This window comes from Mycobacterium sp. C31M (assembly GCF_053345865.1).
The window spans coordinates 19,049-41,930 of the sequence record NZ_JBKFAX010000024.1 but is presented as its reverse complement, the minus strand read 5'-3'; the positions used below and the strand labels follow the sequence as shown (position 1 = coordinate 41,930).

The following is a 22,882-nucleotide window of genomic DNA, read 5'->3' as shown; positions in this document are numbered from 1 at the left end:
GCCGCAGTCGGTGTCACCGGTCTACGACGACGGCATGATCCAACTGGACCGCCAGGCGATCACGCTGCGCCGCTACCACTTTCCCTCCGGGACCTCCAAGATCATCCCGCTCAGCGCGGTCCGCTCCTACCGCGCCGAATCGCTGGGTCTGCTCACCGAGCGCTTCCGGATCTGGGGCAGCACCGATCCACGGCGCTGGATGCCGCTGGATGTCTGGCGGCCCATCAAGTCGACGCTGGTCATCCTCGACGTCGCGGGCCTGTCCCCGGCGCCGGCGTTCACACCGCTGCGGCCCAAGGAGTTCGTCGCCGTGCTCGACGAGCTGCTGGTGAAAAGCTAAGCCTTCTCCCGCAATACGGTGGCCTCCAGCACCCGCTGCACTCCGCGGGTGGCCGACCTGCCGACCGCGGCAGCGGCCCGGCGCACCACGCCCGGGGCCCGCGGGTGGGCCACCCGCACCTCGTCGCCGACCGTCAGCACCCCGGGGACCGCGACATCGGCGTAGACGCCCAGGAAACGGTTCGTCCGATCAGCCAACTGCCGGCTCAGACCCCTGTCCAGGTCGATGCCCGGCTGCGGGCGCGTCGGCACCACACACCGCACAGTCGGCACGGTGACCCGCACACGTGCCGAACCGATCTCCAATTCCGCACCGACCCAGGCCGACTCGGGGAACTCGGCCTCGTCGTCGCCGGCGTCGACGAGCACATTGGGCCGGAATCGGCGCACATCGTAGGGTGTCGCGCCGTTCGCCAGGTCGCGCAGACTTGCCGTCGTCAGTAGATGCACCGGGCTCAGGTCCACGAAAGTACCCGGCGGTGTGGTGAACCGGGCCAACGTGATGATGTCCTTGGTGGAGAACACCGAGGTGTCGGGCAGATCGTCGGAATCACCGAGACCGAAGTCGCTGCGCACCTGCGCCACCCGGAAATTGTCCAGTGAATCGGCCAGTGTCATCCGGTGCTGACGGTTGTCGCCGCGCGGGGCGAGCGCCACCAACCGCATCTCCCGTCCGACCAGTTCGGACAGCGCCACGTGCACCGCGGGATCGTCATCGGTGAGCTCGCTGCCGTCGGGAAAGGTGATGACAACACCTGGCACGTTCCCGGGTCCGGCATCGGCACCCGGTTCGGCGCGATAGCGGGCCGAGCAGCCCAGCAGGGCCGGGACTCGGCGCGCAGATACAGTGGCACCCTTGGCGATATCGCGGACGGCCCAGAGCCGGTCGGCATGGACGCCGCGGCGGTCGATCCCGACTCGCTCGACACGGGTTCCGCCCATCGACTTGACCGGGAAACGCCAGAGCTCGGCCACGACGGGCATGTCCGGAGTTCCTAGCCCGAAACCGTCTGCCGCAGTTCGGAAGCCGCGTCCGAGGCGGTGTCGTAGACCCGAACGATGGCCTCATCACCGGCGGTCAGGTAGGTCGACTCGCCCACCTCGGTGTACTTGGTCGCACCGATGCCGATCAGCACGTGCTCGGGGCGGCCGGCGGCCACCATCAGCGCACCGACATCCTCCAACGGTGTGTCCTCGGACCCCTTCTGGTTGGCCAGCCGCTCGGTGATCCAGTCCAGCAGCACCTCGCCGTAGTTAGGAGTAGCCGAGCAGCGGGCTGTCGACCCCGTACTCACGCTCCTGCCCGTCGGCACCGTGCAGATAACAGACCAGCCTCAGCGTGGCGGTGGGCCCGTCCGGGGTCAGATCGCTGATATCGAAGAACTGGCGCGCAACACCTTTGGAGGCCGGCCCCCAGTTCTTCTTGTCGCTGATCTTGCGTGCGCCCGGGCGCCGGATCGAGCAGTCGTTGAACGCACCGAGGGCGAACGGCTCAAGGGAGGCGACGGTGTCACCGTTCCAGCGCACCTTGCAGGCCAGCCCGACCTCGGGTTCGATCTGCAGGTTCAGCGGTTCGTCGCTGACCGGCAGCGTGATGGTGTCCTGGGACAGCGGGAACTCGCCGAGCTGCCCGTCCACACCGGGCGCGTACCACGGGAAGATCCCCTTGGGCGCGCTCCCGACACTGGCGACCTTCTCGAAATCGACTGCCTCGCCGGCCTGTTCGAGATGGCCGGCGAAGTTGCCCGCCACCCCGAAGCCGAACCAGGTGCGCAATTCCTCGATATCGATCTCGATCACGGTGTCAGGACCTCCGTACCTACGTAGGGCACCAGCGCCTGCGGCACCCGCACACTGCCATCGGGTTGCTGGTGATTCTCCAGAATCGCGACCAGCCAACGGGTGGTCGCCAGGGTGCCGTTCAGGGTGGCGGCGATCTGCGGCTTACCGCTGTCATCGCGGTAGCGGGTCGACAACCGGCGGGCCTGGAACGTCGAACAGTTCGACGTCGAGGTGAGCTCCCGATAGGTGCCCTGGGTCGGCACCCATGCCTCGCAGTCGTACTTGCGCGCCGCCGATGACCCGAGATCGCCTGCGGCGACATCGATCACGCGGTAGGGCACCTCGATCGCGGCGAGCATCTGGCGCTGCCAGCCGAGCAGGCGTCGGTGTTCGTCCTCGGCATCCTCGGGCTTGCAGTAGACGAAGGCCTCGACCTTGTCGAACTGGTGCACCCGGATGATGCCGCGGGTGTCCTTGCCGTAGCTGCCGGCCTCACGCCGGAAGCACGACGACCAGCCGGCGTATCGCTTCGGCCCCTGTGACAGATCCAGGATCTCGTCGCTGTGATAGCCCGCCAGCGGCACCTCAGAGGTGCCGACCAGGTACAGATCGTCGTCGTCGAGGTGGTAGATCTCGTCGGCGTGTGCGCCGAGGAAACCGGTACCCGCCATCACCTCGGGGCGCACCAGCACCGGCGGGATCATCAGGGTGAACCCGTTGTCGGTCGCCAGCCGCACCGCCAGCTGCAGCAGACCCAACTGCAGCAGCGCGCCGCGGCCGGTCAGGAAGTAGAACCGCGAACCCGACACCTTGGCGCCGCGCTCCATGTCGATCAGCCCGAGCGTCTCACCGAGGTCCAGGTGGTCGCGCGGATTGTCGATCGCGGGCGGTTCCCCGACGGTGTCGAGCAGGGCGAAATCCTCCTCGCCGCCGGCGGGGACACCTTCGACGATGAGGTTGGACACCGCCATATGCGCCGCGGTAAATGCCGACTCGGCCTCGGCCTGCGCGGCCTCGGCGGCCTTGACCGACTCGGCCAGGTCCTTGGCCCGGGCCAGCAGGGCCGGGCGCTCGTCGGCGGATGCCTTGCCGACCGACTTGCTGGCGAGCTTCTGATCGGCGCGCAGGGTGTCGGCGGTCGAGATCGCGGCGCGGCGGGTGGTGTCGGCGGCCAGCAGCGCGTCCACCAGGCCCGGATCCTCGCCGCGGGCACGCTGCGAGGTGCGGACCCGATCGGGATCGTCACGGAGCAACTTGAGGTCGATCACGGGCGTAACCCTACTTGCGCCCCGCGCGGCCAGACGGGCCGGGCCACAACCACATAACATTACAAGCGCATCACTTGTCACACATCGTGACACGCCTGTCACAATGGAAGGCGATGTTCGACGCACCCAAGGACGAGCCTGCCGACGCGGAACCGTTTCTGTACGAGGCCAAGACCCCGCAGAAACCGGTTTCCCGGTGGCGCGGCGCGCTGTCCGTCAGCAACCCGCTGAGCCCGACCCGCCGCGCGCTGTTGCTGACCGCGCTCGGAGGTCTGTTGATCGCCGGTGTCATCACGGTGCTGCCGGACACCGCCGCCGGAGGCCGACTGGCCGGCCTCAATTCCGGCACCGGCGCGTTGGGTCTGCGCGCCAACAGCACCTTCGACAATGCCAAGGGTGGGGACTGCCTGAACTGGCCGGAGCGCACCCCGGACAAGGCACAGATCGTCGACTGCACCACCGAGCACCGGTTCGAGGTGGCCGAGTCCGTCGACATGCGCACCTTCCCGGGCACCGAGTACGGCCCCGATGCGGCCCCGCCGTCGCCGGCCCGCATCCAGCAGATCAGCCAGGAGCAGTGCCAGAGCGCGGTGCAGCGCTACCTCGGTGAGCGCTATGACCCCAACGGCCGGTTCACCGTGAGCCTGCTGTGGTCCGGCGAGAAGGCCTGGCGGCAGGCCGGTGAGCGGCGCATGCTGTGCGGCCTGCAGCTCCCGGGCGCAAACAATCAGCAGCAGGCCTATCAGGGCAAGGTCGCCGATATCGACCAGTCCAAGGTGTGGCCGGCGGGCACCTGCCTGGGCATCGACCCGGCCACCAACCAGCCGACGGACATTCCCGTCGACTGCACCGGCCCGCACTCCCTTGAGGTGACCGGCGCGGTGAACCTCGCCGAGAAGTTCCCGCAGGGGCTGCCACCCGAGGCCGAACAGGACACCTTCGTCAAGGACAACTGCGCCCGGGTCACCGAGGCGTATCTGGCGCCACTGGAGCTGCGCACCACCACCCTGACCCTGGTGTACAGCACCATCGCGTTGCCGAGCTGGTCGGCGGGCAGCCATCAGGTCTCCTGCAGTATCGGCGCGACGCTGGGCAACGGCGGCTGGTCCACGCTGGTCAACAGCGCCAAGGGGCCGTTGATGATCAACGGCCGCCCACCGGTCCCGCCGCCGGACATCCCCGACGAGCGCCTGAGCATCCCGGCCATCCCGTTGCCGCCGCCGGTGGACACCTCGTCGCAGATCACCTACGACCAGACCGACAGCAACTACGACAGCGGATCGAGCGGCAGCGGTTCGGGCAGTGGTTCGAGCAGCAGCGGCTCCGGGCAGTCCAACGAGCATCTGCCCGGTCAGTCGAGCCCGACCCAGGAGGAGGCGCCGGCGACCCCGACCGGCGGTAACACCTTCCTCAATGGTCCGCCGGTGCCACAGTTGCCACCGCCGCCGGGGGCCGCTCCGCCGCCGGCCGGCCCGCCGATGGAGGGTGTGCCGCCCCCGGCCGCCCCGCCCCCGGCCGCCCCGCCGCCGGGGGCTCCGCCACCGCCGGTGATCCCGGCACCGGTTCCGTAACTACGTGCCGGTTCGGATGAGCGCGAAACGGTTCGAGGAACTGGTCTCCGATGCGCTCGACCTGATACCCGCCGAACTGGCCGCCGCGGCGGACAATGTCGTCTTCCTGGTACGCAGCCGGCATCCCGAGGAGCCCGATCTGCTGGGCCTCTACGAGGGTTACGCGCTGACCGAACGCGACTCGACGTACGCCGGTGCGCTACCGGATGTCATCACCATCTATCGGGACGCGCTGCTGCAGATGTGCGAGACCGAGGAGGAGGTCGTCGAGGAGGTGGCCATCACCGTGGTCCACGAACTCGCACACCACTTCGGCATCGACGACGATCGCCTGCACGAACTGGGCTGGGGCTGAACGCACCGCGTGGGAGCGCGGCCCTGTCGGTCGGTGATGCCACAATCGAATCATGAGCGGGAACTGTCCGAGCTGTGCGGTCGATCCGGAGCGTGCGCACTGTCACGGCACCGTGATCGTGCACATCGGTCAGCGTTCGGAATGCACCGAACCCGATTGTGAAACACCCGAGGCGGCGCACACCTACGCCATCGACTGTTTTGCCGTGGGCTGTGAATGCGCCGCGTGGGCTCAGCCCATGGGGCCGGCGTCGGCCTCGGTGGTCTGAGGTTCGGGCTGCGCCGTCACCGTGAACGGCGGGGTGGCCGCACCCCACTGCACACAGCTCCACCGGCCGTCGGTGATCGGACTCAGCACCACGCACTCGGTATTGCTCAGGTGGTTCTCCAACGCGAAAGCATTGTCCACACCGGCCAGGGCCGCCGACACCAGCCGGATGGCCGCGCCGTGGCTGACCACCACGATGTCCTCGGTCCAGCGCCGGTCGTCGAGGTGGCGCAAACGTAGTTCGGTGAGCACCGGGACCATCCGATCCAGCACCTGGCGGCCGCTCTCACCGCCCGGCACCGGGACGTCGAGATCACCGAGGTGCCAGCTGCGGTAGACCGACTCGAACGTGTCGATGGCGGTTTCGTCGTTACGGTTCTCCAGATCACCGACCTGGACCTCGTGAATGCCCTCGAACTCGTGGGTGTCCAGGTCCAGGCCGCATGCGATGCCGGCGGCCGTCTCGCGGGCCCGCGTCGCCACCGAATGGGCCACCAAACCGACCGGATGCGACCAGTTCTGCGCGAAGGTCGCCGCCTGCTGATGACCGAGTTCGGTCAGCGCCGCCCCCGGCGGCCGGGTGTCGAGCCTGCGCTCGACGTTGCCGTAGGACTGTCCATGCCGTACCAGCACCAGCCGACCGGTCATCTCGATCCTCCTGTCCGCAATGCCTGTAACCAGCGGGCCGCATCGTCGACCGCGGGTGGGAGTGCCCCGACCGCCGCACCGGTCGGCCAGGATCCCAGGAATCGGACCTCGGCGCAGTGCCGGTGCAGCGCCTTGAGGGCGTCCCCGACAGCGTCGTCCTCGAGGTGGCCCGCCCAATCGAGGAAGAACTTGTAGGTGCCCAATTCGGTTCGGGTGGGCCGGGATTCGATCCGGGTCAGATCGATGTCGCGCACCGACAGTTCGGTCATCGCCGCCACCAGCGCACCGGGGACGTTGTCCAGCCGCAGCACCACCGAGGTGCGGTCGGCACCGCTGCGCGGCGGAGGTGGACCGGGCGCGCCGATCAGCACGAAGCGGGTGCGCGCATTCGCCTCGTCGACCACCCCGGAGGCCAGCTCGGCAAGGCCATAGCGCCGGGCCGCCAGCGCGGTGCTGACGCCGGCATCGGCGTTACCCTCGACGACATCTTTGGCCGCCGCAGCATTCGACGCGGCCGGTACCACCTGCGCATCGGGCAGCTCGGTGGCCAGCCAACGTCGCACCTGGGCGGCGGCGACCGGGAATGCGGCAATGGTCTTCACATCGGCGGGCGCCACACCGGGACGGGTGACGATGCTGAAGGCGACGTCGAGGGTGTGCTCGGCGTAGATCTGCAGCGGCGAACCGGTCGCCAGCCCGTCCATGGTGGGCAACACCGATCCCTCGATGGAGTTCTCGATCGGCGCGCACGCGTAGTCGGCGATACCGTCGCGCACCGCCTGCAGCGCCGCGACCGGGCTGTCCTGGGGCAGCGGGATGACATCGCCTCCGCCGGGGATGACCTCGGCGGCGATCATCTGCAGCAGCGCCGCCTCGGTGAACGTTCCCTCCGGTCCGAGGTAGGCGATGCGTGACACGACTTCAACCCTAGTAGCTCGATGGTCGGTTTCCGGGCCGCGAGGGAAACCTTGCGCACCCCTGCGCCGTGTAGTTAAGTAAGGCTTACCTCACTAACCGGAAGGCCACAGATGACAGTGACGGCACCGACGACCGCCGAGCGAATTCGTAGCGCCTGTGCCAGGGCCGGCGGCGCAATGTTGGCGGTCGAGGGCATGGAGCCCACCGCCACACCCGTCCACCATCTGCTCGACGACGGCTCCTTTGCCATCACCATCCCGGCCGACGGGTTGCTGACCGGCATGGTGGTCTCCGCCGGGTCGGCAGGCATCCAGGCCGTGCTGGAGATGACCGACTACGCGCCGCTGCCGCTACGCGAACCCGTGCGGTCGCTGGTGTGGATCCAGGGCCGGATGTTCCTGGTCCCCGACGGCGAGGTCGCGGGCATGCTCGACCTGATCGCCGCCGAGAATCCCAATCCGGCTCTGCTGCAGGTGAACACCGGCACGGATGAGGCCGCACACGGCGAGACGCCGTACGCGCTGGCCCGCCTCGAGATCGAGTCGGTGGTGGTCGCCGATTCGACCGGCGCCGAGTCCGTCGGCCTCGGAGCGCTGCTGGCCGCCGACCCCGACCCGTTCTGCGGGCTGGAATCCTGCTGGCTGCGCCACCTCGAGTCGGCCCACCGCGAGGTGGTCGACCGGCTGGCCAACCGGCTGCCACAAACCCTGCGCAGCGGCCGTGTCCGCCCGCTGGGCCTGGACCGCTACGGCGTCCAATTGCGCGTCGAGGACGAGTCCGGTGACCACGACGTCCGCCTGCCGTTCGCAAAGCCGGTCGACGATGTGACCGGACTGAGCCAGGCCATCCGGGTGCTGATGGGCTGCCCGTTCCTCAACGGCCTGCGCGCGCGCCGCATCTGATCCGTCTAGCCTGGCTGCGGTGACCGGGCCCTCCAACAACGAGTTTCTGCCGCCGCGCACCATCCGCATCGAGATCCTGGTCGTCCTCGCGGTCACCTTCGGTCTGAGTGCCTACGCCGCGTCGCTACGCCTCATCGAGGCGGTGTTGCTGGGCCTGGCCGGTCAGACGGTGGCCCTCAACGAGCGCCGCTCCCCGATCGATCTGATCGACCTCGGCCTCAACATCGCCTCCTTCGTCCAGCTCGTGGCATGGGGCGCGCTGGGCCTGTACCTGTTGTGGCGCACCGGATCCGGGCCCGCATCGATCGGCCTCGGCCGGTTCCGACTGCATCCGGACCTCACCGGCGGACTGGCCTTGGCCGCACTGATCGGACTGCCCGGGCTCGCGTTCTACGTCGGTGCCCGGATGCTCGGCCTCAGCGCGGCCGTCGAACCCGCCGAGATCAACGACACCTGGTGGCGGATACCGCTGCTGCTGGCGATCGCCTTCGCCAACGGCTGGGCCGAGGAGATCATCGTCGTCGGGTTCCTGATCACCCGGTTGCGGCAGCTGTGCTTCGGCGTCGGTGCCGCCCTGCTGATCTCGGCGCTGCTGCGCGGCACCTACCACCTGTACCAGGGCTACAGCGCCGGGCTGGGCAACATCGTGATGGGGCTGGTGTTCGGCTACGTGTGGATACGCACCGGGCGACTGTGGCCGCTGATCGTCGCGCACGGACTGATCGACGCGGTCGCCTTCGTCGGGTATTCGCTGGCCGCCGACGAGCTGGATTGGTTGGGCTGAGATCGCCCCCGCGCGCCGTACATTTGCAGGGTGAACGAGGATCGGCCGGGCAGGGAACCGGCGCCGGAGATCCGTCGTCACGCCGGCCATCGACCGCCGCCGGTGTGGCCGCCGAATCCGGCCACCCCGCCGCGGATGCCTCCTCCCCCGCCACCGTCGCGCCGGGCAACCCCGCCACCGCCGCCGCCGCGACGGCCGGCACCACCGCCAGCCAAACCGCCGGCACCGAGACCACCGGCACCGAGACCCCCAGTACAGCGGGCGACCCGCCCCGCGCCGCGCCCACCCGCGCCGGCGCCGAAAAGACCGCGGCGGGCCCGGCGCTGGGGCGCCGTGTTCATGGCTGTCCTGCTGCTACTTGTCAGCGCGGCCGGCGGCGGCGGTCTGTGGCTCGATTCCTCGCTACAGCGCATCCCGGTGCTGGCCGACTATCCGGAACGCCCGCCGGCCGGCAAGGGCACCACCTGGCTGCTGGTCGGCTCGGACAGCCGCGCCGACCTGACAGTCGACGAGCAGAACACCCTGGCCACCGGCGGCGATGTCGGCAACGGGCGCACCGACACCCTGCTGCTGCTGCACATCGGCGGGCTGTTCTCCGACACCCCGCCGACGCTGGTGTCCCTGCCGCGGGATTCCTACGTGCCGATTCCCGGCTACGGCGAGGACAAGATCAATGCCGCGTACGCGTTGGGCGGTGCGCCGCTGCTGGTGCAGACGGTCGAGCAGGCCACCGGTATCCGACTCGACCACTACGCCGAGGTCGGCTTCGGGGGGTTCGCGCAATTGGTCGACGCCGTCGGCGGAGTGACGATGTGCCCCGCCGAGCCGATCAGTGATCCGCTGGCCGGCATCGACCTGCCCGCGGGCTGCTCGGAACTCGACGGCCGCACGGCACTCGGGTTCGTCCGGTCCCGCGCCACTGCCCGGGCCGACCTGGACCGGATGGCCAACCAGCGGGAATTCATGTCCGCACTGCTGCACCGCGCGCTCAGCCCGGGCGTCATGCTCAATCCGCTGCGCTGGTATCCGATGGCGACAGCAGCCACCGGGGCCGTCACCGTCGACCAGGGCGGACACATCTGGGATCTGGCTCGCCTGGGCTGGGCGCTGCAGGACAACCCCACCACCACGACGGTGCCGATCGCCGAATACACCTCCAGCGACGTCGGATCCATCGTGGTGTGGGACAGCGAGGCCACCGGCCGATTGTTCGCGGCACTGGCCGCCGATACCGCGGTGCCGGCCGATGTGCTCGACACCGACCGGCCCTGAGTCAGCTGCCAGCAAACTAAACCTACCCTTTGTAACGGCCATCACAGCGGTTAGGGATGGCTAACCTGAATAAGGTTCACCTTGGATGACATGCCGTATGACCTGCCCTATTGTGGTGATCATGACTGACGCAACGACCCTCGACACCAAGTTCAACACCCTCCTGCGCGAGCAAATTCGCAGCGAGTTCACCGCGTCACAGCAGTACATTGCCATCGCCGTGTATTTCGACGGTTTCGACCTGCCCCGACTGGCCACGCACTTCTACGCCCAGGCCGTCGAGGAACGCAATCACGCGATGATGCTGGTGCAGTACCTGCTCAACCGCGGCGTCCACGTCGAGATCCCCGGGGTCGACGCGGTCCACAACAGCTTCGACACCCCGTCGCAGGCATTGCGCCTGGCACTCGAGCAGGAGCGCACCGTCACCGAGCAGGTCACCCTGCTGGCGGCCGCCGCCCGTGACGAGGGCGACTACCTCGGCGAACAGTTCATGCAGTGGTTCCTCAAGGAGCAGGTGGAAGAGGTCGCGACCATGTCGACCCTGGTGCGCATCGCCGAGCGGGCCGGCGCCAACCTGTTCAGCCTGGAAGATTTCGTGGCCCGCGAATTCAGCGCGCCCGGCGCGGATGCGACCGCCCCGAAGGCCGCCGGCGGCAACCTCTAACTAGTCACGGCCGGCGCCGGTCAGACCGTTCTCCAACCAGTCCTTGGTACGGCCGGGATGATTGGTGGCCACCCAGGCCACCTCGAGGTCCCGGCAGTACCGGACATCCTCGTAGTGATCGACCGTCCAGCAATACAGTGCCCGCCCCTGTGCGGCCGCCCGGTCCACCAGCTCCGGATGTTCACGCAGCGTCGCGATGGACGGCCCGACGGCCGTGGCCCCGACCGTCGTCGCGGCGCTGCCACCCAGGAAGCGTGAGGTCTCCCCGAGCAACACGGTCGGCAGCATCGGCGCCGCCCGCCGGATACGCCAGACCGCCGCAGCGGAGAACGACATCACCACCGCCCGGGCCAGATCGGCCGATGCGGGCGCGGCGATGCCGTAGCGGTGCAGCAGGGCCAGCACCTTGCTCTCGACGAGCGCGCCGTAGCGCACCGGGTGTTTGGTCTCGATGAAGATCTTCACCGGTCGCTTGGTATCCAGCACCAGCGTCAGCAGGGTGTCCAGGGTCAGCAGCCCGGTATCCCCGGTCGTCCCACTGTCCCGCCAGCCGGCGTGCCAGGATCCGAAGTCCAGTTCGCGCAGCTCGGCGAGCGTCATCTCCGACACCAGACCCGTCCCGTTCGAGGTCCGGTCCACCCGGCGATCGTGCACACACACCAGGTGGCCGTCACGGGTCAGCCGGACATCGCATTCGACGCCGTCGGCGCCTTCGGACAGGGCGAGTTCATAGGCGGCGACAGTGTGCTCGGGCCGATCCGCCGAGGCGCCCCGGTGGGCCACCACGAACGGGTGGCCGGTGTTGGCCGCAACGTCCCCCTCGGTCATAGGGCTATGCTGCCGGGTTCCGGTCCTCGGCCTCAACCGGAGGGATTGTTTCGGCAGGTCCCGGCTCCGGCTCGGATTGCCCGGCGGCGACCATGACCCAGCGTCGGGACGGTCGGTGCACCGGAACCCGCTCGAAGCCCTGATACACCTGCCAGGTCAGCACCAGGGTGGCCAACGCCACCAGATAGGCGATCGTGGTGATCACCGTGTTGTCGGCGATGCGTTGGGCATCGGTCCCGAAGACGGTCAGCACGGTCGTCACGATCGAGGCCGTCGACAGCAGGTAGCTGAAGAACCAGGTGATCCACCAGCTCACGATGCGCAGCCCCTCGCGCCGCTCGGCCCGAGCCAGTTCGATGACGAAGACCGGTGCCAGCACCAGGTTGACCGGCGGCACCATGCAGCCGACCCACAGACGACCGGGTGTGCGCGGATCCGTCGAGCCAAGATGGTCGAAGGCCGCAGCGCGCCGCGCGATGAGCCAGTTGGTCAAGATCAGAGCACTGGCCAGCACACCGAACAACGCCAAGACGCTCGCAGCCACCGGCAGCCAGGTCGCGATACCGGCCACGATCGGGTTCAGCAGGGTGCTGCGGTTGTAGAGCATCAGCGCGTAGCGCAGCATGTGCAGCACCGCGGCCGCGCCGAGCAGGATCATCGTCAGGATCAGAACGCGACGCACCGTGGCGGGGTTGGACGCACGGCGGTCGGTCGTCGCCGCATCGGCCGCCGCCGGATTCTCGAACTGCTCGTAGAGACCCCAGCGCGGAATGACGGTGTAGCGCGGCGTCGGGCCCAACGGTCCGCGCCGACGACGTGTCGGGGGCGCCGCACCGGGCCGCACCGCGATCCAGCGATAACCTGCCGGCTTCTTGCCCGGGCCTGCGGGCCTGGCGTCCCAGGGTCCGCCCGGACGCCCCGCGGGTTGCGGTGTCGCGGGGGCCTGCGCAGGTGGTGGTGCTCCGGGGGCGAGCAGTGTGCCGCGGCAGCGCGGGCACCACACCCGCTGGCGGTCGCGCACATTCCACCGCGTCCCGCACTGGGCACAGACCTGAATCACCCGACCAGCCTACGACGGGGTGCTGACCGGGCGACCCGCCTGAACCCACGACAACATGCCGCCGGCCACATTCACCGGTTCGAAACCGTTGCGCGCCAGATACTGCGCGACGCGTTGGGAGCGCCCGCCGGCATGGCAGATGACATAGAGGGTCGCGTCGCGGTCGATCTCGTCGATCCGGGCGGGCACGTCACCCATCGGGATGTGCTGGGCACCGGCCACGTGGCCGCCCTGCCATTCGTCGTCCTCGCGCACGTCGAGCAGCACCACCGCTTCGCCGAACTCCAGCGGCAGTTGGCCGACCTCGATCTGCGCCACATCGTCGTCAGACATACGACCATGCTGGCACGGCGTGGGCGGCATCGCACCGATTCCCCAGCAGCAATGTCCTTGCTATCCACAGTTTCCACAGGTTCATCCACAAGTGTGCACGGGCTTGACTGTGCACAACCCCGGCTTTCGCTGTGAGGAAAGCATCAGGCTGTGGATGAATCGGCCCTGTCCGTGGTCGACGATCAACAAGCGACACACCGAGCGAGCAAAAGCGTTGCCGAGCTAAATTTCTCGACGGTCATTTTTGCCATTCGGATCGGCCAGATTTGATCACCACGGGACCTTTCGGTGGCGGCGCAGACACCCGATTTCTGCCCTGAGCAAACAGGGTCTATGATCGGCGTCACAACAGTCCGTGTGACAGATCTCACTGGGGGGACGGCGTGATCGTGCAGGTCAGGAGCATTTGATGGCAGCACACCCGATCGGGCAGGGTTCGGCCGTGCCGCCCTCGGATTGGCACACCTCGCATCACTACACCAAGAACCAGGTGGTGGCGCTCATCCGCGCCAGCGTGATCGCCCTCGTGCTTCTCGGCGTCCTCGCCGCGATCGTCCTCTTCTGATTCTCCCCGGTCCGACCTGGGTACCCACTCCTTGCGGTGCACGCGGGGATGGAGCAAGGTTGTGCTCGAGCTTGTTGTCGAACTCCGCGACGCCGAACTCCACCGCGATTCCCATGACTAGGAAGGACCAACGTGGCTGAATACACGCTGCCAGAACTCGATTACGACTATGGCGCGCTGGAGCCCCACATTTCCGGCCAGATCAACGAACTGCACCACAGCAAGCACCACGCCACCTACGTCAAGGGCGTCAACGACGCGGTGGCCAAGCTCGAAGAAGCCCGCGCAGGAGACGACCAGTCGGCCATCTTCCTCAACGAGAAGAACCTCGCCTTCCACCTCGGCGGCCACGTCAACCACAGCATCTGGTGGAAGAACCTGTCCCCCAACGGCGGCGACAAGCCCGAAGGCGACCTCGCAGCCGCCATCGACGACCAGTTCGGCAGCTTCGACAAGTTCCGCGCCCAGTTCACCGCCGCCGCCAACGGCCTGCAGGGCTCGGGCTGGGCCGTCCTGGGCTACGACACCCTCGGAGCTCGCCTGCTCACCTTCCAGCTCTACGACCAGCAGGCCAACGTCCCGCTCGGCATCATCCCGCTGCTGCAGGTCGACATGTGGGAGCACGCCTTCTACCTGCAGTACAAGAACGTCAAGGCCGACTACGTCAAGGCCTTCTGGAACGTCGTCAACTGGGCCGACGTCCAGGACCGCTACGCACGCGCCACCTCCCAGGCCGGCGGCCTCATCTTCGGCTGAGCCCGCGCCGCACTTCAAGAGAGCCCCGCATGCCCCGGCATGCGGGGCTCTTGGCTTCTGCTGGCACTCGTGTCCTCTTGCGTGCTAATGCGCCACTGCCGCATCCTGTGTCACAGCGACCCACAGCAGTGTCGGTTCACCAGACGTGCGACTGTCGGGAGGCCAGATGGACACCGGTTCCGGAAGAGCGGTCGAGATCGCCCCGTTCCATTCCAGGGGAACCCTCAAGGGTTTTGTGGTGTCGGGTCGCTGGCCGGACTCCACAAAGGAATGGGCGCAGCTGCTCATGGTCGCGGTGCGGGTCGCCTCACTGCCCGGCTTGCTCTCCACCACAACGATTTTCGGTGTCCGCGAGGAGTTGCCCGACCAACCCGAACCCGGCACCGTCGGCCTGGTCCTGGCCGAGGGTCCGGTGGTCGGTGAATCTGCGGTTCCGCCAGGGTTTTTCGCCGAGCATCAACCGCCCGCGCTACTGATGCTGCACCCGCCGTCGGAGACCACGCCGTCACTTCCCGAATGCGCAGGCGCGGCATCCGGATGTGTCCTGCTGCCCGGCATCCCACATCTGGGCCTGGAGCACCGGGCGGCCTGGGTGGAGGCCGAGGCCGACGGCACCATCACCTCGATGGTGAGTCGGGTGGGCGTCGACCCGATCAGCCATCCGGACACCGCGATCCTGGCGATGCTGCTCGCCGCTTAGCTCGCCGACGCTGTCGCAGCAAAATCACGATAACGGTTCGGACACGAATCGGCCACATTCGGCCCCACTTCCTGTGCAAACGCCAGCAATTATGTTGCGGAGCGAAGTGCACGTCATGGCTACCGGTCACCCGCTTCGCCGGCGACCTCAGCAAATCCAAGGCCGATCTTTGCTGCGTGACGCCTGAGCACTGCCGATCAGCTATGGGGTTACTGTGACAACGTGTCAAGATCAGTTGATCTGGGCAAAACAGCGCCACCGTCATTTTCTACTTCGCCAGCTCACGCGCCCAGGTGACGAATGTGAGGTTGACGTGCAGCTACAACACCTCGCCCGGGGCCCCAAGTGAAGGTAGTGTTAGTTTTCAGTGGTTTGCACTTGGTTGTGGCGGCATCACTCGCTACGATGATCAGCAAATACGAACCCAGCGCAGACGGCTCGTGAGTTAAGTGGAGGAAAGTTAGATGAGCAAGACGTTCGCCGCCCGACTGAATCGCCTCTTCGATACGGTTTACCCCCCGGGCCGGGGACCCCACACGTCGGCCGAGGTGATCGGCGCCCTCAAGGCCGAAGGTGTCACGATGTCGGCCCCGTATCTGTCCCAGCTGCGTTCCGGCAATCGCACCAACCCGTCGGTGACCACGATGGCCGCGCTCGCCAATTTCTTCCGGATCAAGCCGGCCTACTTCACCGATGACGAGTACTACGAGAAGCTCGACAAGGAGCTGACGTGGCTCGCCAACATGCGCGACGAGGGCGTCCGCCGCATCGCCGCGCGCACCGTCGGGCTCTCCGCCGATGCCCAGCAGGATCTGGTGCAGAAGGCCGAAGAGCTCCGTCGTCGGGAGAACCTCGACAGCTAGATCCATCCACAGGATCACGACACAAGCGGTGCCGGGCGCGTGAGCGCTGCGGCACCGTCTGTGGTTTCAGTGCCCGTTCAGGGCACCTTGACGAGATCCTCGTACTGCTCGGCGATCGCCAGGATCCATTCCCGGTCCGAGAACGTCGTCGGCTGGCGCAGCCAGTTCAACCCGGGGAACGAGCCGTGCGGGCCGTCCCCGCTGTTGTCATCGCGACCGTCGTAGATCCATTGCGCGATACCGCGGGCCTGCTCATCGGCGGGCACCGGCGGCGAGTCCAGATCGGCGATATCGGCGATGTTCAGCTCCGCATCGCGCCCGCCGGGGCCGGCGTCGACCGTGCGGCGGCGCACCCCCTCGGCAGCGATCGCCTCCAGGTACAGCGAGTCCGAGATCAGCGACATCTGTTCGGCCACCCGGAACAGCAGCGGCCCACGCGGGCGTACACCGATCCCGACATCCGGATGCCGCTCGTTCAGCTCGGCCAGCAGCGGCGCAATCGTGCGCATCTCCCGGCGCGCCCCGAACCAGTCCTCGATGCTGGGCAGCAGCGAGCCGCCGGCGACCACCAGCATGGCGCAGCCCAGCAGCGTCGCGGCCGCCCCGACCCCGAGGACATCGGTGTTGCCCACCGCGCGCAGCAGTAAGAAGGCGCTGGCCAACACCATCAGCACCATCCCGACGCTGAACACGAACAGCGCGCGGCCGCGGCGGGTGCGGTTCGAGTGCCGCACGCCGGCCCAGGCGACCAGTGTCAACGCCAACAGCACGTACAACATCGGCAGTAGCCAGGCCGAGGATCCGCCGGCGCCGAGGTGGCGACGCAGATACTCCTCCGGTGCCATCTCGGGCTCCCGCTCCCGGCGGAAGAAGCTGACCAGGGTGACGGTCGCGATCACCGCGGCGACAACGTACTGCGCCACCGCGATCCGCCGGATGGCGGCCGGCTTACGGTCCGAGGCGACCGTCGTGATCATCACGCAACTGCCTGCGGCACAGGCGATCAGCGCGACCTGGCTGAGCGCCACTGAGATGTTGGGCCAGCGCAGCGCGGTATCGATCAGCAGCGTCAGCGGCTGCCAGTTGAGGGCAGCGACAATCCCGAGGCTCCCCAGCGCGAGGATCATCGCGGTGCTGACCAGGGATTGCTTGTTGACCAGCGCCCAGCCGATGCGCAGGCCGGTCGCCAATCCGAGAAGACCGGCGATCACCCAGACGGTCAACCAAACGCCTCCCCGAGTCGCACCTGCATGATCGACGAACGATCCGAGGGCAACCGGCCGAGACGGTAGATGAGCAACGCGGCGAAATCCTCCGCCTCCTGCTCGGCAGCCTCTCCCGCCGGACCCATGCACCCGGTCCGCTGATTGAGCATGTATCCGATCAGATCAGAGCCGGCGAGTTCGGTCACCTCGCGGGCCGCCTCGACGACCGGCGTCCCCGCATGGCCGAGCACCAGGTGGCCGAGCTCATGGGCCAGGGTGCGATCCCAGGCCGGCAGCCCCTTCTGGATCAGGAAGACATCGTGGTCGGCGTACTGACGCCACTGCCCGCACACCCCCGGCGGCAGATCGGCCATCTTGATCTGGATCGGCCGCCCCTGATCGTCGGCCACCGCCTCGACCAGGCGCGGTAGCGAGACCTCACCCCGTCGCGGGGCCAGATCCAGTACAGAACTCACGGCACGGGTCACTCGACGACTGGCAGGCATGGTGTCCCCCTTTTCGACCTTTCCACTATGGCGCTGACGTTCGCTGCGTGCGCGGGATTGGCGATCAACTGACGAACCTCCCCGAACCGGCTGCCCGGATGGCCAGACCTGCGCGGGCCTGCCGGTAGCCGATGAGCCCACCCGCTCCGGTGAGAAGCATGATCCCGGTTGCTCCGGGCACCGCCATCGCGATCACCTGCGATGTCGATGCGGTGCGCAGACGCTCCCCGTAACCCGCCCGGTAGTTGGCCGGGACGGCCTCGGTGCCACGGACAGCGGCCGGGCCTTCGGCCGGCGGTGTGCTGCGCGGAGCCGGACGCGGCTCGGCAACGCCCGGTACGCGCGGTGCGGCGCCGACACCACCGCCCGAGCCGCCGCCGGGTACCGCAGGTGGCAACGCGACCATCGGCATCGACAGCACCGGCATCGGTAGCGCGGCCGGGGCCGCCAGTCCGGGCGGCGGTTCGAGCGGGTCGGGGACGACCGGTACCACCGGGGACTCCGGCACCATCGCGTGTGGGAGGCCGATGCCGGGCGGGATGCTGGGCCGGCCGACGGGTGGGGAGACACCGTCGTAGCCGTCACCGGTCCCCGACGACGGGATATCGCCCTCGGGCGGACTCGGCCACCACCAGCCGCACTCGTCCTCGTCGTCCTCCTCGGTACCGTCCTCACCCTTGGGATCGTCCTCACCCTTGGGGTCCTCGCGGGGGTTCTCGACGGCTCGGGTCGGATCCGGAGAATGTTCGCCGGCGCCGTCCTCGGACTCCTCTGCCGCGTTCTCTTCTGCCGCTTCGGAAAATTTGCTGTCAGTGGGTTCGTTTTTCGGATCACCGGCCCTGGGGCGGGGCTTCTCGGCTTGACGGGCGCCCACCCGCCCGGAGATCGGCGTGGCCCCCGCACCAGGTCGGTTGACCGCGTCGCGACCGGGGCCGCGGGACGGCTGATCGGCGGCCGGACCAGCACTTCCACCGTCCGACGGGTCACTTGCCGTGTCCGGTGCGGCGAATGCGATGGCAGTGGACGCACCCCCGACGAGCAGGCCAGACGACACGAGGCAGGCAGCCGCGGCGACTCGCATGCGCGAACCCACGTCGTCACCACCCCTTCATGGCGTCATCGTGCAGATCAGCCCTCGTTTCGGCAATTGTCGCACACCCCCCGCGCACTGTTTGCTGTCAGCGCGAAACCGGCCGCCGCATCGGGCACCGACGCCGGTGTCCACAGCAGAGCGATAGGGTTGGCCGCAGCGGTGCGCATATGCCATGCATCCGCCCACCACATCGACGATCTGACCGGGAGGCACCGCCGATGGCCCTGTTCAAACAACGCAAGAGCCGCGCGACCCGGCGTGCCGAGGCCCGGGCGATCAAAGCCAAGGCCAAACTCGAGGCCAGGCTGGCCGCCAAGAATGACGCCCGACGCATCAAGGCCGATCGCAAGGCAGCGTCCAAGGCGGTCAAGGCACAGCTCAAGGCCCAGCACGACAGTGATCGCGCGGCACTGAAGGTTGCTGAGACCCAGCTCAAGGCGGTCCGTGAGGGCAAGCTGCTGTCGCCGACCAAGATTCGCCGAGCGCTGACGGTGTCGCGGCTGCTCGCCCCCGTCGTGGTGCCGCTTGCCTACCGCGGCGCCATCGCCGCCCGCGGCCTGCTGGACCAGCGCCGCGCCGATCAGCTCGGGGTACCGCTGAGCCAGGTCGGGCAGTTCTCCGGCCATGGTGCGGCACTGTCGGCCCGCATCACCGGCGCCGAGCAGGCGGTGCGCCGGGTCGCCGAGAAGAACCCCAAGGATGGCGAGACCCGGCAGTTCGTCGCCGCCGTCAACGACCGACTGATCGACCTCGCCGCCGCCGTGACCGCCGCGGAGAACATGCCCTCGGCCCGGCGCCGCGCCGCCCACGCCGCGATCGGTGATCAGCTCGACGGGATCGACGCCGACCTGCTGGCCCGGCTGGGCCTGCCGTGACACGGCTGCTCGCCGTGCTGATCGCTGCACTGTTGGCGGTGTTCTCCGCTCCCGGTGTCGCATCCGCGCACGCGACCCTGCTGTCCTCTGATCCGGCATCGGGCGCCACCCTCGCCGAGGGCCCGGCCACGGTCAGCGCGACGTTCAGCGAGGATCTGCAGACTGCGTTCGCCGCGATGACCGTCGTCGGTCCGGACGGCAATCTGTGGTCATCCGGTGAGGTCCGGGTCAACGGTCCCGTCGCCGAGGTCGACCTGCGTCCGCTCGGTCCGGCCGGCACCTACACCGCCAACTACCGCGTCACCTCGGCTGACGGCCATGTCATCAGCGGCTCCTGGTCGTTCGAATTGACCGTGGCCCGTACCGAAGCGGCGCCGGGACCCGCCGTCGCCTCGCCGCCGCCGTCGCCTGCGCCGGCCGCAGCGCCGACGGCGGCCCCCGATGACGGGTTTCCGGTGTGGCCGTTCGTCATGGGCGCGGTCGTCCTCGTCGGCGCCGGCCTCTGGTGGAGCCGACGCCGCCGGACGTGACGTACCTGCGGCGCGCCGCACCCGGTGCGCTCGTCCTCCTCGTCGGGATCACGCTGGCCTGGGCGCTGGCCCAGCCGCAGCTGTCACTGCCGACCACCGTCACCCGGGTGCTCGCCGATGGCGCGGCGGTCATCGTGCTCGGTCTGGCGGTGGTGCCCTACCTCGATGTCCCCCGCTACCGCCCGGAACTGACCCGCCGGAGCGCCGCCGCCCTGGCGGTGGCGGCCTGGGTGTGGCTGGCGGCCGAGTTGGTGCGTCTGGTGTCGGCAGCCGCCGATACCGCCGCTGTCGGGGTGTTGAGCCTCGGGTTACGCACCACGACCGAGTACGCGCTGGCGACAGTGGCCGGGCGTGCCGACCTGATCTGTGTGGGAGCGGCGCTGGTGGTCGGGGTGTCGGCGGTCGTGACGCGCGGGCCGGCGGCGACGATGGTGATCGCCGGGGTCGCGGCGACCGGCACCGCGGCGCGCACCTTGGCCGGGCACCTCTCCGACAGTCCGATCGGCGGAGTCGCGGTGACGCTGCACGCAGTGGCGGCCGCACTCTGGTGTGGGGTGCTGGCAGCGCTGGTGTTGACGGTCGCCCACCGCGGCCAGTGGGCGCGGGTGCTACCACGGTTCTCGGTGATGTCGCTGTGGTGCGTGATCGTCTTGCTGGCCGGTGGGGTACTCAGCGCCGCGGTGATGCTCGACTCACCGGCGGCGCTGATCGGTACCGGCTACGGCCGACTGCTGGCGGCAAAAATCGTCGTCACCTCCGCCCTGATGGTGCTGGCCTGGCGAAATCGGTATCGGTGGCTGCCGTCGGCACGCGGACACCGGGTGACCGCCCAGGTGTCCACCCGGCATTCCGACACCGAGTTGGCGCTGATGGCGGTGGCACTGACTTTGGCGGCTGCGCTGGCGGTAACGGGTTAGCCGGAACCCGCTGCTGGCATGATGGGCCTTTGGCGGGGCGCGAAATGACACTGCAGAGGAGCAGACGCATGGCCGACGAGCAGGACCTTCCCGAGCAGAAGGACCCGGCTGACCCCGGACTGCCCGAGGATCGCCCGACTGAGGCCGCCGCCCCGACTCCCCCGCCGCCTGCCAAGAAGGCCGCGGCCAAGAAGACGCCCGCCAAGAAGACAGCCCCGGCCAAGGCTCCGGCCAAGAAGGCCGCCGCGAAGAAGACCCCCGCCAAGAAGGCAGCCCCGGCCAAAGCTCCGGCCAAAAAGGCGCCTGCCAAGAAAGCTCCGGCCGCCAAGGTCGTGCCGGCGCCGGTGAAGGCGACCCCGGAAGCCGCCAAAGAGGTTGCTGCCCAAGCGAAATCAACCGTCGCGGCGGCGGTGCCGACACCCGCCGTGGTGCCGGCCGCCGGTCCCGATCAATCGCGGCTGCCATTGGCCGTCGCCTTGGCCGTCGGCCTGCTCGCCGTCGTGGTGGTGCTCTGGACCCGCCGCAGCGACGACGCCGCCTGAACTCACCCTTGACCCTGACGCGACGTCAGGGGCGATAGTCGAGTCCATGGACGAACGGACCGTCGGCCGGGTTGCGGCACTGACCGGGCTTTCCGTGCGGACGCTGCATCACTACGACCACATCGGTCTGGTGGTGCCGAGCGTGCGCACCCCAGCGGGCTATCGCGGGTACACCGATGCCGACGTCGAACGGCTGCACCTGGTGCTGGTGTACCGGGCGGCCGGGCTTGCGCTCGACGAGATCCGCGTCCTGCTCGACGACCCCGAGGCCGACGAGCTGTCCCGGCTGCAACGTCAGCGCGCTCTGCTGTTGGAGCGGGCCGACGATCTGCAGCGCACCATCAAGGCGGTGGAGGAACTCATGGCGGCACACCGCAGCGGTATCCAGTTGACGGCCGAGGAACAGGTCGAGATCTTCGGGACGACGGCGTTCGGCGAGGAGTACGCCATCGAGGCGCAGCAGCGCTGGGGTGACACGGAGGCGTGGCGGCTGTCCCAGCAACGGGCGGCGCAACTGACCAAACAGGACTGGATCGACCTCAAGGCCGAAGGCGACGCCCTGTTGGCCGATCTGGCCGCCGCCAAGCGCGCCGGGGTGCAGGCCGGGTCACCGGAGGCCGATGCCTTGGCGGCGCGGCACCGGGCATCGATCGAACGGTTCTATGAGTGCGGTGGTGAGATGCACCGCGGCCTGGTGCAGATGTATCTGGCCGATGCCCGGTTCACGGCCTATTACGACGCTGTCGAACCGGGGTTGGCGCAGTTCGTCCACGAGGTGGTTATCGCTAGTCTCATGGAATGACCATCCAACCCCGCGCCACCGCCGATCTGGTCGACGAGATCTACCCCGACGTCCGCAGTTGTGATCTGCAGCTGCGGAACTTCGGCGCGCGCAGCGTTTTCGCCGGCCCCATCACCACGGTGCGCTGTTTCGAGGACAACGCCCTGCTGAAGTCGATCCTGTCGACACCGGGCGCGGGCGGGGTGCTGGTGGTCGACGGCGACGGGTCGCTGCACACGGCGTTGGTCGGCGACATCATCGCCGGACTGGCGGCCGACAACGGCTGGGCCGGCGTCATCGTCAACGGAGCCGTGCGCGACGCGGCGACACTGGCCACCATCGACGTCGGCATCAAAGCCTTGGGGACCAACCCCCGCAAGGGCACCAAAACCGGTGCGGGCGAACGTGATGTCGAGGTCAGCTTCGGCGGCGTCACGTTCGTGCCGGGCGAGATCGCATACAGCGACGAGGACGGCATTGTCGTCGTCGCACCCTCTTAGCGCGAGCTGGGGGCACCTCCCGCTTGCGGGGGAGCGCGAATGGCCCCCAAATCAC

General features: G+C 68.5%; 27 protein-coding genes and 1 pseudogene. 17 read left to right on the top strand and 11 right to left on the bottom strand.

Going from position 1 to position 22,882, the window contains the following annotated elements; genetic code table 11:
• Positions 1 to 10 precede the first annotated feature (10 nt).
• A complete protein-coding gene (locus ACLBYA_RS28265; protein WP_447712830.1) occupies positions 11 to 340 on the top strand; it encodes a hypothetical protein in 330 nt (109 codons plus the stop codon).
• On the opposite strand, the gene ACLBYA_RS28260 is transcribed toward ACLBYA_RS28265, so the two are convergent.
• The 3 genes and pseudogenes from ACLBYA_RS28260 to serS form a co-directional block, all read right to left on the bottom strand.
• Positions 337 to 1,323 carry an MOSC domain-containing protein gene (locus ACLBYA_RS28260; RefSeq protein WP_447712794.1) on the bottom strand — a complete coding sequence of 329 codons (987 nt, stop codon included), beginning with the start codon at positions 1,321 to 1,323 and terminating at the stop codon, positions 337 to 339. The two genes, ACLBYA_RS28265 and ACLBYA_RS28260, sit on opposite strands and share 4 nt — an antisense overlap.
• Before the next feature lie 11 nt (positions 1,324 to 1,334).
• Positions 1,335 to 2,139: pseudogene (locus tag ACLBYA_RS28255) on the bottom strand (DUF5718 family protein).
• A complete protein-coding gene (gene serS, locus ACLBYA_RS28250) occupies positions 2,136 to 3,389 on the bottom strand; it encodes a serine--tRNA ligase (protein WP_447712793.1) in 1,254 nt (417 codons plus the stop codon). The pseudogene ACLBYA_RS28255 and the gene serS overlap by 4 nt, the downstream one beginning before the upstream one ends.
• A gap of 113 nt (positions 3,390 to 3,502) precedes the next feature.
• On the opposite strand from serS, the gene ACLBYA_RS28245 reads away from it, so the two are divergent.
• Positions 3,503 to 4,960, top strand: a complete 1,458-nt coding sequence (locus tag ACLBYA_RS28245; protein WP_447712792.1) for a septum formation family protein — start codon at positions 3,503 to 3,505, stop codon at positions 4,958 to 4,960.
• Between the two features lie 4 nt (positions 4,961 to 4,964).
• Positions 4,965 to 5,315, top strand: coding sequence for a metallopeptidase family protein (locus ACLBYA_RS28240; RefSeq protein WP_447712791.1), 351 nt, complete (start codon positions 4,965 to 4,967; stop codon positions 5,313 to 5,315).
• A gap of 231 nt (positions 5,316 to 5,546) precedes the next feature.
• Here ACLBYA_RS28240 and ACLBYA_RS28235 read toward each other — a convergent pair whose 3' ends face one another.
• Both ACLBYA_RS28235 and pheA read right to left on the bottom strand, forming a co-directional pair.
• Positions 5,547 to 6,230: a histidine phosphatase family protein gene (locus ACLBYA_RS28235; protein ID WP_447712790.1), complete on the bottom strand. Its 684-nt coding sequence runs from the start codon at positions 6,228 to 6,230 to the stop codon at positions 5,547 to 5,549.
• Positions 6,227 to 7,147, bottom strand: a complete 921-nt coding sequence (gene pheA / locus ACLBYA_RS28230; RefSeq protein WP_447712789.1) for a prephenate dehydratase — start codon at positions 7,145 to 7,147, stop codon at positions 6,227 to 6,229. Before pheA ends, ACLBYA_RS28235 begins: the two co-directional genes overlap by 4 nt.
• 111 nt (positions 7,148 to 7,258) lie before the next feature.
• Here pheA and ACLBYA_RS28225 point away from each other — a divergent pair, with 111 nt between their 5' ends.
• The 4 genes from ACLBYA_RS28225 to ACLBYA_RS28210 all read left to right on the top strand — a co-directional run bounded on the left by ACLBYA_RS28225 (position 7,259) and on the right by ACLBYA_RS28210 (position 10,773).
• On the top strand, positions 7,259 to 8,050 hold the full coding sequence (locus ACLBYA_RS28225) for a DUF2470 domain-containing protein (RefSeq protein WP_447712788.1): 792 nt from the start codon (positions 7,259 to 7,261) through the stop codon (positions 8,048 to 8,050).
• 19 nt (positions 8,051 to 8,069) lie between these two features.
• A complete protein-coding gene (locus ACLBYA_RS28220; protein ID WP_447712787.1) occupies positions 8,070 to 8,834 on the top strand; it encodes a CPBP family intramembrane glutamic endopeptidase in 765 nt (254 codons plus the stop codon).
• 135 nt (positions 8,835 to 8,969) lie between these two features.
• Positions 8,970 to 10,106 (top strand): LCP family protein, encoded by a 1,137-nt coding sequence (locus ACLBYA_RS28215; RefSeq protein WP_447712829.1) that lies wholly within the window; start codon positions 8,970 to 8,972, stop codon positions 10,104 to 10,106.
• 121 nt (positions 10,107 to 10,227) lie between these two features.
• Positions 10,228 to 10,773: a ferritin gene (locus ACLBYA_RS28210; RefSeq protein ID WP_447712786.1), complete on the top strand. Its 546-nt coding sequence runs from the start codon at positions 10,228 to 10,230 to the stop codon at positions 10,771 to 10,773.
• Here the strand turns inward: ACLBYA_RS28210 and ACLBYA_RS28205 are convergent, their stop codons facing one another.
• The 3 genes from ACLBYA_RS28205 to ACLBYA_RS28195 are packed head-to-tail and all read right to left on the bottom strand — an operon-like array spanning position 10,774 to position 12,994.
• Positions 10,774 to 11,601 (bottom strand): glycerophosphodiester phosphodiesterase, encoded by an 828-nt coding sequence (locus tag ACLBYA_RS28205; protein WP_447712785.1) that lies wholly within the window; start codon positions 11,599 to 11,601, stop codon positions 10,774 to 10,776.
• A 4-nt stretch (positions 11,602 to 11,605) separates the two neighbouring features.
• Positions 11,606 to 12,661, bottom strand: coding sequence for a DUF4328 domain-containing protein (locus tag ACLBYA_RS28200; RefSeq protein WP_447712784.1), 1,056 nt, complete (start codon positions 12,659 to 12,661; stop codon positions 11,606 to 11,608).
• A gap of 9 nt (positions 12,662 to 12,670) precedes the next feature.
• Positions 12,671 to 12,994, bottom strand: coding sequence for a rhodanese-like domain-containing protein (locus tag ACLBYA_RS28195; RefSeq protein WP_447712783.1), 324 nt, complete (start codon positions 12,992 to 12,994; stop codon positions 12,671 to 12,673).
• Positions 12,995 to 13,403: 409 nt separating this feature from the next.
• Between ACLBYA_RS28195 and ACLBYA_RS28190 the strand changes: the two genes are divergently transcribed.
• From ACLBYA_RS28190 to ACLBYA_RS28175, 4 genes are all read left to right on the top strand, one after another.
• Positions 13,404 to 13,559 (top strand): hypothetical protein, encoded by a 156-nt coding sequence (locus ACLBYA_RS28190; RefSeq protein ID WP_447712782.1) that lies wholly within the window; start codon positions 13,404 to 13,406, stop codon positions 13,557 to 13,559.
• A gap of 132 nt (positions 13,560 to 13,691) precedes the next feature.
• The gene (locus ACLBYA_RS28185; RefSeq protein ID WP_447712781.1) at positions 13,692 to 14,315 is read left to right on the top strand and encodes a superoxide dismutase; all 624 of its coding nucleotides are present in this window, start codon (positions 13,692 to 13,694) and stop codon (positions 14,313 to 14,315) included.
• A 166-nt stretch (positions 14,316 to 14,481) separates the two neighbouring features.
• Positions 14,482 to 15,015: a peptidase gene (locus ACLBYA_RS28180; protein WP_447712780.1), complete on the top strand. Its 534-nt coding sequence runs from the start codon at positions 14,482 to 14,484 to the stop codon at positions 15,013 to 15,015.
• A gap of 464 nt (positions 15,016 to 15,479) precedes the next feature.
• A complete protein-coding gene (locus ACLBYA_RS28175; RefSeq protein ID WP_447712779.1) occupies positions 15,480 to 15,878 on the top strand; it encodes a helix-turn-helix domain-containing protein in 399 nt (132 codons plus the stop codon).
• Between the two features lie 77 nt (positions 15,879 to 15,955).
• Here ACLBYA_RS28175 and ACLBYA_RS28170 read toward each other — a convergent pair whose 3' ends face one another.
• The 3 genes from ACLBYA_RS28170 to ACLBYA_RS28160 form a co-directional block, all read right to left on the bottom strand.
• Positions 15,956 to 17,101 carry a hypothetical protein gene (locus ACLBYA_RS28170; protein WP_447712778.1) on the bottom strand — a complete coding sequence of 382 codons (1,146 nt, stop codon included), beginning with the start codon at positions 17,099 to 17,101 and terminating at the stop codon, positions 15,956 to 15,958.
• Complete coding sequence (locus tag ACLBYA_RS28165) at positions 17,098 to 17,589, bottom strand: DUF955 domain-containing protein (protein ID WP_447712777.1); 492 nt, start codon at positions 17,587 to 17,589, stop codon at positions 17,098 to 17,100. The genes ACLBYA_RS28170 and ACLBYA_RS28165 overlap by 4 nt, the downstream gene beginning before the upstream one ends.
• 64 nt (positions 17,590 to 17,653) lie before the next feature.
• Positions 17,654 to 18,643: a hypothetical protein gene (locus ACLBYA_RS28160; RefSeq protein WP_447712776.1), complete on the bottom strand. Its 990-nt coding sequence runs from the start codon at positions 18,641 to 18,643 to the stop codon at positions 17,654 to 17,656.
• A 257-nt stretch (positions 18,644 to 18,900) separates the two neighbouring features.
• Here ACLBYA_RS28160 and ACLBYA_RS28155 point away from each other — a divergent pair, with 257 nt between their 5' ends.
• The 6 genes from ACLBYA_RS28155 to rraA are packed head-to-tail and all read left to right on the top strand — an operon-like array spanning position 18,901 to position 22,827.
• Positions 18,901 to 19,557 (top strand): DUF6474 family protein, encoded by a 657-nt coding sequence (locus tag ACLBYA_RS28155; RefSeq protein ID WP_447712775.1) that lies wholly within the window; start codon positions 18,901 to 18,903, stop codon positions 19,555 to 19,557.
• A complete protein-coding gene (locus tag ACLBYA_RS28150) occupies positions 19,554 to 20,087 on the top strand; it encodes a copper resistance CopC family protein (protein ID WP_447712774.1) in 534 nt (177 codons plus the stop codon). The genes ACLBYA_RS28155 and ACLBYA_RS28150 overlap by 4 nt, the downstream gene beginning before the upstream one ends.
• Entirely contained in the window at positions 20,084 to 21,004 is a 921-nt protein-coding gene (locus ACLBYA_RS28145) for a copper resistance D family protein (protein WP_447712773.1), read from the top strand. Before ACLBYA_RS28150 ends, ACLBYA_RS28145 begins: the two co-directional genes overlap by 4 nt.
• A 44-nt stretch (positions 21,005 to 21,048) precedes the next feature.
• The gene (locus tag ACLBYA_RS28140) at positions 21,049 to 21,546 is read left to right on the top strand and encodes a hypothetical protein (RefSeq protein WP_447712772.1); all 498 of its coding nucleotides are present in this window, start codon (positions 21,049 to 21,051) and stop codon (positions 21,544 to 21,546) included.
• A gap of 46 nt (positions 21,547 to 21,592) precedes the next feature.
• Positions 21,593 to 22,348 (top strand): MerR family transcriptional regulator, encoded by a 756-nt coding sequence (locus ACLBYA_RS28135; RefSeq protein WP_447712771.1) that lies wholly within the window; start codon positions 21,593 to 21,595, stop codon positions 22,346 to 22,348.
• Complete coding sequence (rraA, locus tag ACLBYA_RS28130; RefSeq protein ID WP_447712770.1) at positions 22,345 to 22,827, top strand: ribonuclease E activity regulator RraA; 483 nt, start codon at positions 22,345 to 22,347, stop codon at positions 22,825 to 22,827. Before ACLBYA_RS28135 ends, rraA begins: the two co-directional genes overlap by 4 nt.
• The last annotated feature ends 55 nt before the right edge of the window (positions 22,828 to 22,882 follow it).

What these genes read in the sequence shown, in the direction of transcription:
- ACLBYA_RS28260 (WP_447712794.1), bottom strand. Translation starts at nt 1,323, where the DNA reads ATGCCCGTCGTGGCCGAGCTCTGGCGTTTCCCGGTCAAGTCGATGGGC.
- ACLBYA_RS28245 (WP_447712792.1), top strand. Translation starts at nt 3,503, where the DNA reads ATGTTCGACGCACCCAAGGACGAGCCTGCCGACGCGGAACCGTTTCTG.
- ACLBYA_RS28235 (WP_447712790.1), bottom strand. Translation starts at nt 6,230, where the DNA reads ATGACCGGTCGGCTGGTGCTGGTACGGCATGGACAGTCCTACGGCAAC.
- ACLBYA_RS28225 (WP_447712788.1), top strand. Translation starts at nt 7,259, where the DNA reads ATGACAGTGACGGCACCGACGACCGCCGAGCGAATTCGTAGCGCCTGT.
- ACLBYA_RS28215 (WP_447712829.1), top strand. Translation starts at nt 8,970, where the DNA reads ATGCCTCCTCCCCCGCCACCGTCGCGCCGGGCAACCCCGCCACCGCCG.
- ACLBYA_RS28210 (WP_447712786.1), top strand. Translation starts at nt 10,228, where the DNA reads ATGACTGACGCAACGACCCTCGACACCAAGTTCAACACCCTCCTGCGC.
- ACLBYA_RS28205 (WP_447712785.1), bottom strand. Translation starts at nt 11,601, where the DNA reads ATGACCGAGGGGGACGTTGCGGCCAACACCGGCCACCCGTTCGTGGTG.
- ACLBYA_RS28195 (WP_447712783.1), bottom strand. Translation starts at nt 12,994, where the DNA reads ATGTCTGACGACGATGTGGCGCAGATCGAGGTCGGCCAACTGCCGCTG.
- ACLBYA_RS28190 (WP_447712782.1), top strand. Translation starts at nt 13,404, where the DNA reads ATGGCAGCACACCCGATCGGGCAGGGTTCGGCCGTGCCGCCCTCGGAT.
- ACLBYA_RS28180 (WP_447712780.1), top strand. Translation starts at nt 14,482, where the DNA reads ATGGACACCGGTTCCGGAAGAGCGGTCGAGATCGCCCCGTTCCATTCC.
- ACLBYA_RS28175 (WP_447712779.1), top strand. Translation starts at nt 15,480, where the DNA reads ATGAGCAAGACGTTCGCCGCCCGACTGAATCGCCTCTTCGATACGGTT.
- ACLBYA_RS28165 (WP_447712777.1), bottom strand. Translation starts at nt 17,589, where the DNA reads ATGCCTGCCAGTCGTCGAGTGACCCGTGCCGTGAGTTCTGTACTGGAT.
- ACLBYA_RS28155 (WP_447712775.1), top strand. Translation starts at nt 18,901, where the DNA reads ATGGCCCTGTTCAAACAACGCAAGAGCCGCGCGACCCGGCGTGCCGAG.
- ACLBYA_RS28140 (WP_447712772.1), top strand. Translation starts at nt 21,049, where the DNA reads ATGACACTGCAGAGGAGCAGACGCATGGCCGACGAGCAGGACCTTCCC.
- ACLBYA_RS28135 (WP_447712771.1), top strand. Translation starts at nt 21,593, where the DNA reads ATGGACGAACGGACCGTCGGCCGGGTTGCGGCACTGACCGGGCTTTCC.
- rraA (WP_447712770.1), top strand. Translation starts at nt 22,345, where the DNA reads ATGACCATCCAACCCCGCGCCACCGCCGATCTGGTCGACGAGATCTAC.